This is a genomic window from Synechococcus sp. W55.2 (assembly GCF_047461635.1).
Taxonomy (GTDB): Bacteria; Cyanobacteriota; Cyanobacteriia; order Thermostichales; family Thermostichaceae; genus Thermostichus.
Genome location: NZ_JANSHM010000091.1, coordinates 1 through 8922 on the forward strand (window position 1 = coordinate 1; position 8922 = coordinate 8922).

An 8922-nucleotide genomic window follows, 5' to 3' on the forward strand; every position below is an offset into this window, starting at 1 on the left:
CGGTCGGAAGCAGGAACCCGCCGAGACGACTGCGCAAGGAGCCATCCATGCGTAGCGTGGTAGGAATCTCCAGCCTTGGCCTCCGGCCCGCCAGCGGCGAACAGGCCGGGGAGGATGTCAAACGAACGACACTTGCTTTCTGAGCCACTAACCTTGTAGAAAGACAAGGGCGAAAGGGCGGCTTTGATGCGGCGGCGCATTCTACAGCTTTGCATCCTCGGCTGGACGATGCTCCTCGTCCTGGCAGTGGGGGGCAGGGGATCCCTGCCGGTTCCCCACTTTTTTGGCATTGAAGCCCTGCAAGCCCAGGCTCAAACTCAAGCCGGAGAACTGCCGCAGCCGATGCGGCTCAAACTCCCCCCCGGCCTGGATCGCTACGCCTACGACAAGGCGGTGGGAGACTACTTTGAGGAAATCGAGCCGCTTTTGCCAGGTGGAGCCTATGCCCAGTGGGCCTTCTATCCCGTCCCTATCTACATCCAAGGGGATCACCCCCAGTGGAAGGCCTCCGTGGAGCAAGCGGTGAAGGAGTGGTCGGCCTACATCCCGCTCAAGGTGGTGGCCAAAGAGGAGGAGGCTTTCTACGGGATGAGCATTTACCGCGTTCCTCCTATTGGCGGCGGGGTGGCTGGGGCGGCCCGCCCGGAGTTTTTCTTCGCCTCCGATGGCTCTTTGCAGCAGCGGGTGCGCATCGTCATTGCAGAAGGACAGGGGTTGGCCGAAATAACGGCGGTGGCCCGACACGAGATCGGGCATGGGCTGGGGCTGTGGGGCCATAGCCCGAACCTGCGGGATCTAATGTATGGCGGACACCATGCGGCGGCTACCGGCAATCGGCGGGTGTTGCGGGTGCCCAACATTACCAAGCGGGATCTCAACACCCTCAAGCGCGTCTACGAGCAGCCCACCCTCAGCGGGCAGGTCTTTCCAGAGAGCTATCACCGCCTGTTTGGCCAGCTTCTACAGGAAAAGCCGCTGCCCGAGAGAGCTCTTGGATTGCCGCTAGCTAGAGCTGCAGGAGTTGCGACACCCCCTTGAGCGCCATAGCTAGGAGAAAAAAGAGCAACTGGGTGGCAACAATGCTGGGGCCGGAGGGCAGGTTGAAGGTTGCCGAGGCGATCATCCCCAGCACCGCGCTCAGTCCCCCAATACCTATGGCCAGCAGCACATAGGTTGTAAAGCGGGATCCCAAAAGCCTTGCCGTCGAGGCTGGGATGACCACAAAAGCGCTCACCAGCAACACCCCCACAGAGCGAATTGAGAGCGCCACCACCACAGCCAGCAACACCACAAAAGCCAGCTTCTGCCAGCCCACCTGAACCCCCCGCGCCCGCGCCAGCGGCTCATCCAGGGTCAGCAACATTTGGGAGGGCAAAGTCAATCCCACATAGGCCGAGCTGATCAGCAAGAGGATCCCGCTCGTCCACAGGGCTGCCGGGCTGATCCCCAAAATCTCCCCGAACAACAACTGGTTGAGGTTGCCCCGATAGCCGGGCAGCAAGCTGAGGGTGATAACGGCCAGCGCCAAAGAGGAAGAGTAGATGATGTTCAGCACCGTATCCGGCGAAAGCTGGGTGCGTTCCAGGATAAAGGTCACGCCCAGGGCAAACACCACCCCAAACCCCATCAGCACCGCCGTAGGATTCAGCCCCAGGGCTACTCCCACGACAATACCCAAGAGCGCCGAATGCCCCAGGGCATCGCTAAAAAACGCCAACTGCCGAAAGATGACAAAACTGCCCAGCAGTCCCCCCGTCACCCCTGTGAGGACCCCGCCTAGGAGGGCCCGCTGCATGAAGGGCAACTGCAGCAATTCCACCACCCGCACCCAGCCCTCCAACATCGCCTTCCCCTCAGTGACGGTGGATGTAGCGGACAAAATGGTGCTCCGCACCGCTGTCGCGAACAGGCCCATAAACCCGGCTCAGCACTTCTGGTGCCAAAGCCACCTGGGGGGATCCCTGGCAGATGAGGGATTGGTTGAGGCACAGCACGCGGTCGCAATAGCAAGACACCATTTCCAGATCATGGGAGATCTGCAAAATGGCCCAGCCCAGAGATTGGCGCAGCTCTTCCAAGAGCCGGTAAAACTCCCCCTCGCTGAGCGTATCTAAGCCTGCCGGTGCCTCGTCGAGGATAAGCAGCCGCCGCGGCCAAGCCAAGCAATAGGCCAACAGCACCCGTTTCAGCTCCCCGCCGCTGAGCTGGCCCAGAGCCTTGGAGGACAGGTGGGATGCGCCGGCTCGTTCCAGCGCCTCTTGCACCGCCTGCTGCCGAGCAGAGCGCTGCTGCCAGGGCCAGCGGGGTTGCAACGCCCCCCAACCCAAAGCCACAAACTCCTCCACCACCATGGGGATCCCAGGATTGAACTGAAAACGTTGGGGCACGTAAGCCACCTGCTGCCGCACCGAGGGGGGCAAGTAACCGGACAGGCACACCGGCTCTCCCAGAATCCAAACCGAGCCGCACTGCCGCGGCAGGATCCCCAAGATGGCCTGCACCAAGGTACTTTTGCCAGCGCCATTGGGGCCGACAATGGCCGTATGGGATCCCGCCCTCAGCTCAAACGACACATTTTGCACCGCCAACTGGGATCCCCGATAGACCGTCAGCCCCTCGACGCGCAGGACAACCTCGCCGGAGCAGGAGATCATCGCCCCCTCGCCAGCAGGTGTTCGAGAGCAGCTTGGCCCAGCAGCGGCAATTGCAGGGGCAGGAAGGCCGTCTCCTTCTCAAAGGCGGAGACCAGGTTCTCCACGTTTTGCCGCAGGATGGTCAGGTAATATTCCGGCTCGATCCCCTCAGGGCCAGCGGTTTCGATGGGATCGAAAACGCGAACTTGGATCCCTAGGTCTCTGGCCAAAACCTCAAAGGGGTTGTTACTCCCCAGCTGCGGTTCCACCAGGATCGTCTTCAGGCCGGATGCCCGCACCGTCTCCATCACCCGCCGCACATCTTCGGGGGAGGGGCTGGCTTCAGGGATCTCCACCAAAAACTCAGCCTTGAGGTTGTAGCGCTCGGCAAAGTAGGGGGCAAAGTTGTGGAAAACTACAAACTTTCTGCCGGCAAAGGGAGCCAAGCGCTGCTCGATCTCCTCATCCAAAGCCTTGAGCTTCTCGATAAAAGCAGCCGCATTGGCCCGGTAGATCTCCGCCCCTGCCGGATCCGCAGCGATTAAGCCGTCGCGGATGTTTTCCACCTGCTGAATAGCCCGCCTGGGATCCAGCCAAATGTGGGGGTTAAACTCGCCGTGGCTGTGCCCATGAGAGTGGCCATGGCCATGCCCGTGAGAATGGCCGTGACTGTGTCCATGAGAGTGTCCATGGCCGTGACCGTGGGAGTGCCCATGCTCTGGCTCCTCAGCCCGCAAAGTTGGGATCCCTTCGCTGCTGTCAACGATTTGCAATTGGGGGTTCCCAGCGCTGGCGATCAACCCTTCCAAAAACGTTTCCATACCCAACCCGTTGATCACCAGCACATCCGCCTGAGCCAGCAAACGAACCTCCTCAGGTCGAGCCTGAAAGCTGTGGGGCCCCATCTGAGGGGAAAGGAGTGGCGTGACTTCTGCCCGATCCCCGGCCACAGCACGGGTAAATTGCGTTATCGGCAAAATCGTGGTCACCACCTTTGGGGGGCTGGATCCCTGCTGGGCTTGGGATCCCTCCTGTCGAAGGTGCAAGCCGCCCAGGATCCCGACCGAGAGGGCGGCCAGCAGAGATACCAGCGATCGCATGGATCGAACAGAGCGAAGAGAGTTAAGCCTATCGGTCATGTGCAGAAATACCTCACAAAACAACAGAGACAGCAGAACTTGCAGAACCCGACCTTCGAAAAGCCAAAGCCCTCTGCTGGAGCAAAGAAAACATGCTCACCAGACCATTGCTCCTGGAAGGGCTAAGGCTGAAATTGAGGCCCATCTCCCGCACAAACTCTGGGGAAACCCCCAAAATCTCTTCCGGCGCTAGGCCACTTAGCCCCTCCACCACAATGGCCACCAAACCCTTGACCAACTGAGCATCGGCATCCCCTTGGATGTAGACCTTGCCCTCCCTAAACTCGGTGGCCAGCCACACCCGCGAAGCGCAACCTCTGACTAGGTTCTCCTCCTTCCTCTCCGCTTCGGGAAAAGGTGGCAGGCGCTTGGCATAGGCTAGGAGAAGCTCATACTTCTGCCGCGAGGTCTTGGCCTTCTGGAAGCGATTGACAATTTGCTGCAGAGCTGCGGGCATCCCTCAGCTTGTCTAGAGTGAGAATGATAATCAAACTCATCATAACACCCCCACTCAGCGAGGGCGCAGGGGCACCTGCAAACTTTTGGGACTGTCGTTACCGAAGCGAGCGATAGCCGCCACTTACTCCCCGTGGTGAGAGGACCAGTTGCCAAAGTTGGCTGGCCCGGGCCTTGAAGCTACCGGCACTCATCAGGAGATAGAGCCGCCACATGCGGCGAAAGCGCTCATCGTAGCGGTCGGCTAATTTTGGCCATGCCTGCTCGAAATTGGCGTGCCAGGCTTTTAAGGTGGCCACGTAATTGATCCCAAAATTGTGCCAGTCTTCCAGCACAAATAAGCCCTCAAAGGCTGCAGTAATCAGATGAGGCGAGGGCAGCATCGAGTTGGGGAAAATGTAGCGCTCAATCCAGGGATCCCGCCCCTGGTAGGCCACGTTGCTGCCGATGGTGTGCAGGAGAAACAAGCCATTGTCGTTCAACAAGCGGCGGGCTACCTGCATAAACGTTCGGTAGTTTCGGTAGCCAACATGTTCAAACATGCCGACAGAAAGGATGCGATCAAACTTTCCCTGGGTCTGGCGATAGTCTTCTAACCGAATCTCGACCGGCAGGCCGCGGCAGCGTTCGCTGGCCAGTTTGGCTTGCTCTTTGGAAACAGTAATCCCCACAACCTGCACCCCGTAGCGTTCGGCCAGGTACTGGGCTGTGCCGCCCCAGCCACAGCCGATGTCGAGCACCCGCATGCCGGGTTGGAGTTCCAGCTTGCGGGCAATGAGGTCAAGCTTAGCTTCTTGGGCTTCATCCAGAGTTTGCGCGCCCCCATCCCAATAGGCACAGCTGTAGATCATGCGGCGATCCAGCATGGCCTCATAGAGGTCGTTGCCGAGGTCGTAGTGGCGCCGGCCAATGACGAATGCCCCCTTGCCCCGCTGGCGGTTGATAAGGCAACTGTCCAACCCAAGCAAGGGCTGAGTTAGCCAACCCACCTGCTGCGGTGCCTGGGCAGTTAGGAGACGACAAACTAACTCATCAATGGCCTCGCAATCCCACCAGCCCTCCATGTAGGCCTCGCCAAAGCCCAGGGATCCATAGAGCAGGCAGCGCAGGTAGAGCCGCTCGTCGTGAACTTGAATATCCCAAGGTTGCGAGCCATTGAGGGTTATACCGGCAACATCCAAAACCCGAAGCGCATACTGACGCGCCAGCCAGCGCAAGCTGTTGAGTCCTTTCCCCATCCCTAGGGAGCCCTCACCACAGGGAAACTGACTCAACAAATACACCCCAAGGTGGCAAGGGATCCAACAAGTTTCCAATTTCTAGGGATCCCCCCGAAGGGGGAACACTTTTCAAAAGAGGTAGTACCATGTCCAAACGACGTGTTTCCAATTTCTAGGGATCCCCCCGAAGGGGGAACCCGATCCCGCGCGCGGCGTCACCGTTCCGCGCCGCTGTTTCCAATTTCTAGGGATCCCCCCGAAGGGGGAACACCTTGCAAAAACTGATGGAAGAAGTGGCAGCACAGTTTCCAATTTCTAGGGATCCCCCCGAAGGGGGAACCTCGAAGCGTGGGATCCTACCGAGATCTCCGGTGGGATCACCCAGTTTCCAATTTCTAGGGATCCCCCCGAAGGGGGAACAGGAGAAATCCTGGGTGCTTGAGGGGGAGGTTAGGTGGGGTTTCCAATTTCTAGGGATCCCCCCGAAGGGGGAACAGGGAGGGGGATAAAGTGGATAAAGCTTTTCTACGGGGCGTTTCCAATTTCTAGGGATCCCCCCGAAGGGGGAACGAAGTCCTCGGTAACAACCACCTCAAACATATTAGCGTTTCCAATTTCTAGGGATCCCCCCGAAGGGGGAACCATACTCAGGTCCTTCACTAAGCCCCCCTCTCGGGCAGACGTTTCCAATTTCTAGGGATCCCCCCGAAGGGGGAACCGGTCTCGTTTAATCACCAACAGTCTCAAAGAGGCTGATGAAAGTTTCCAATTTCTAGGGATCCCCCCGAAGGGGGAACTACGTGCCTGGTTGGGTCGTAATGGGGCATACCCTGTAGTTTCCAATTTCTAGGGATCCCCCCGAAGGGGGAACACTGCACGGGTCGCCCTAGTGTAGTGGTTGAATACCGTTTCCAATTTCTAGGGATCCCCCCGAAGGGGGAACTGTAGTACATAGCATCCTCCCTTCTTCAGGGATAAAGAGTTTCCAATTTCTAGGGATCCCCCCGAAGGGGGAACTCCGTATGCACCAATGCCTGAGAGGGATTGGGGAGGGCGTTTCCAATTTCTAGGGATCCCCCCGAAGGGGGAACCAGATTAATGAGTTCTTGAACTCGATGGGTGTTGGTCCAGTTTCCAATTTCTAGGGATCCCCCCGAAGGGGGAACACGGTAGCAAGGCCCTGTACCTGCGTCACTGCTATTGTTTCCAATTTCTAGGGATCCCCCCGAAGGGGGAACTCCAAGAGGCTACAGGGGCATTCCTGGGCATTCTAGGGGCCGTGTTTCCAATTTCTAGGGATCCCCCCGAAGGGGGAACCGGTCAAGATTAAACCCGCACAAATCCAGGTATGTGCGGAGTTTCCAATTTCTAGGGATCCCCCCGAAGGGGGAACGACACATCCCTGCAAACCGCGGTGAACAACCGGTAGTCTGCCGTTTCCAATTTCTAGGGATCCCCCCGAAGGGGGAACTAGGGGATCCTGGATCATTTTCCAGGATGGCTTCATCGTTTCCAATTTCTAGGGATCCCCCCGAAGGGGGAACACGTAGATGCTCACACTTGGAGTCTTGCAAGAACTCAGTTTCCAATTTCTAGGGATCCCCCCGAAGGGGGAACCCGAGTTGCTTTGTCCGTGCAACTAGAAAGGACAAAGCCATGTTTCCAATTTCTAGGGATCCCCCCGAAGGGGGAACTCCCGACTAATTCGGGCTAATGGGGGCTTGACTCCCACAGTTTCCAATTTCTAGGGATCCCCCCGAAGGGGGAACACCTTAGATTGTGCTACCCATTACCGCCCAGCTAGGTAGTTTCCAATTTCTAGGGATCCCCCCGAAGGGGGAACCCTTTGGGCTTTGCGCAGCCGCTGAATGGTAATACCTTGGTTTCCAATTTCTAGGGATCCCCCCGAAGGGGGAACCCCAACCTAGACCATCGCAGGAGACTACAGAGTTCTATCGCTGGTGTTTCCAATTTCTAGGGATCCCCCCGAAGGGGGAACGGCGGACTCTCCTCCCATCTAGGTGAGGCATTCAACCTCGCGTTTCCAATTTCTAGGGATCCCCCCGAAGGGGGAACCAATGTGGAGGACAACCTAAACGGATCCGGGAGTGTGGGGTTTCCAATTTCTAGGGATCCCCCCGAAGGGGGAACCCACCTTTTTATTTTTGAACACTACTCCAATAAGGAGAATAGTACTGTTTCCAATTTCTAGGGATCCCCCCGAAGGGGGAACATCGCATCCCGCCATGAGTCGACTCCACTCCTTGTAGTTTCCAATTTCTAGGGATCCCCCCGAAGGGGGAACCGTGCTCTATACATCTTCCCCGACTACAACCGGTGGCTAATGTTTCCAATTTCTAGGGATCCCCCCGAAGGGGGAACTGAAGAGCTTACCCCCGGGTCTGTTTTCTACGAAGCTGTTTCCAATTTCTAGGGATCCCCCCGAAGGGGGAACGCGAACCCGCTACTTGGAATGCGCGAAGCGCCAAGCCGAGTTTCCAATTTCTAGGGATCCCCCCGAAGGGGGAACTAGTCCGCACGTCAAAAGCGCTAGTCGCAACTTTGAAGTTTCCAATTTCTAGGGATCCCCCCGAAGGGGGAACGAGGACGAGGAGCTCGAGGAGCTAAAGGCTAGGTTGGGAATTGTTTCCAATTTCTAGGGATCCCCCCGAAGGGGGAACGAGAATTTGGAGGCAGGGATCCGCCGGACCGTCTTTTGTTTCCAATTTCTAGGGATCCCCCCGAAGGGGGAACAACGAGACCCAGAAGTCACGCCCGTTGGCCAGGCGGGCTGTTTCCAATTTCTAGGGATCCCCCCGAAGGGGGAACAATATTCCCCATGTGGGTTGGGGTAGGTAATCTAGGCTAGTTTCCAATTTCTAGGGATCCCCCCGAAGGGGGAACGAGACTAATGAGATTCTCTATGCCCTAGGAATCAGAAAGTTTCCAATTTCTAGGGATCCCCCCGAAGGGGGAACACTATGTCTGCTGTTGTGTTCTCTCGTATTCCGGGTAGTTTCCAATTTCTAGGGATCCCCCCGAAGGGGGAACTTCGGCTGATACACCTCGTTAAGAGGCTTTTCAGCGTCCCTGTTTCCAATTTCTAGGGATCCCCCCGAAGGGGGAACAAATTGTTAGGCTCCTGGACCTTCTACGAGGACCACGTTTCCAATTTCTAGGGATCCCCCCGAAGGGGGAACTAGGTCAATTTGAGGATGTACAGGCGTTTAGCTGTAATAACGGTTTCCAATTTCTAGGGATCCCCCCGAAGGGGGAACGTCCCTTCTCTGAGACCCACGCTGTCCCATCCGGTTTCTTCAATTGTTTCCAATTTCTAGGGATCCCCCCGAAGGGGGAACTAGTAACATCTTTGAACCCCCAAGATCTGTATACCTGCTGTTTCCAATTTCTAGGGATCCCCCCGAAGGGGGAACTAGTAACATCTTTGAACCCCCAAGATCTGTATACCTGCTG

At 57.4% G+C, this 8922-nt stretch carries 6 protein-coding genes and 1 CRISPR repeat array; of the genes, 1 reads left to right on the forward strand and 5 read right to left on the reverse strand.

Annotated elements, in window-relative coordinates; all coding sequences use genetic code 11:
• Positions 1-186: 186 nt before the first annotated feature.
• Positions 187-1038, forward strand: a complete 852-nt coding sequence (locus tag NW828_RS13115) for a hypothetical protein (protein WP_414384322.1) — start codon at positions 187-189, stop codon at positions 1036-1038.
• Here NW828_RS13115 and NW828_RS13120 read toward each other — a convergent pair.
• The 5 genes from NW828_RS13120 to cfa form a co-directional block, all read right to left on the reverse strand.
• Complete coding sequence (locus NW828_RS13120) at positions 1007-1843, reverse strand: metal ABC transporter permease (protein WP_414384327.1); 837 nt, start codon at positions 1841-1843, stop codon at positions 1007-1009. The two genes, NW828_RS13115 and NW828_RS13120, sit on opposite strands and share 32 nt — an antisense overlap.
• Before the next feature lie 10 nt (positions 1844-1853).
• Positions 1854-2654, reverse strand: a complete 801-nt coding sequence (locus tag NW828_RS13125) for a metal ABC transporter ATP-binding protein (protein ID WP_414384323.1) — start codon at positions 2652-2654, stop codon at positions 1854-1856.
• Positions 2651-3772, reverse strand: a complete 1122-nt coding sequence (locus NW828_RS13130) for a metal ABC transporter solute-binding protein, Zn/Mn family (protein WP_414384324.1) — start codon at positions 3770-3772, stop codon at positions 2651-2653. Before NW828_RS13130 ends, NW828_RS13125 begins: the two co-directional genes overlap by 4 nt.
• Positions 3773-3785: 13 nt before the next feature.
• Positions 3786-4229, reverse strand: coding sequence for a SufE family protein (locus tag NW828_RS13135; protein WP_011431815.1), 444 nt, complete (start codon positions 4227-4229; stop codon positions 3786-3788).
• Between the two features lie 97 nt (positions 4230-4326).
• Entirely contained in the window at positions 4327-5466 is a 1140-nt protein-coding gene (gene cfa, locus NW828_RS13140; RefSeq protein ID WP_414384325.1) for a cyclopropane fatty acyl phospholipid synthase, read from the reverse strand.
• Positions 5467-5536: 70 nt separating this feature from the next.
• A CRISPR array of direct repeats spans positions 5537-8882; the repeat unit is 36 nt; unit sequence GTTTCCAATTTCTAGGGATCCCCCCGAAGGGGGAAC.
• The last annotated feature ends 40 nt before the right edge of the window (positions 8883-8922 follow it).

What these genes read in the sequence shown, in the direction of transcription:
- NW828_RS13115 (WP_414384322.1), top strand. Translation starts at nt 187, where the DNA reads ATGCGGCGGCGCATTCTACAGCTTTGCATCCTCGGCTGGACGATGCTC.
- NW828_RS13120 (WP_414384327.1), bottom strand. Translation starts at nt 1,843, where the DNA reads ATGTTGGAGGGCTGGGTGCGGGTGGTGGAATTGCTGCAGTTGCCCTTC.
- NW828_RS13125 (WP_414384323.1), bottom strand. Translation starts at nt 2,654, where the DNA reads ATGATCTCCTGCTCCGGCGAGGTTGTCCTGCGCGTCGAGGGGCTGACG.
- NW828_RS13130 (WP_414384324.1), bottom strand. Translation starts at nt 3,772, where the DNA reads ATGACCGATAGGCTTAACTCTCTTCGCTCTGTTCGATCCATGCGATCG.
- NW828_RS13135 (WP_011431815.1), bottom strand. Translation starts at nt 4,229, where the DNA reads ATGCCCGCAGCTCTGCAGCAAATTGTCAATCGCTTCCAGAAGGCCAAG.
- cfa (WP_414384325.1), bottom strand. Translation starts at nt 5,466, where the DNA reads ATGGGGAAAGGACTCAACAGCTTGCGCTGGCTGGCGCGTCAGTATGCG.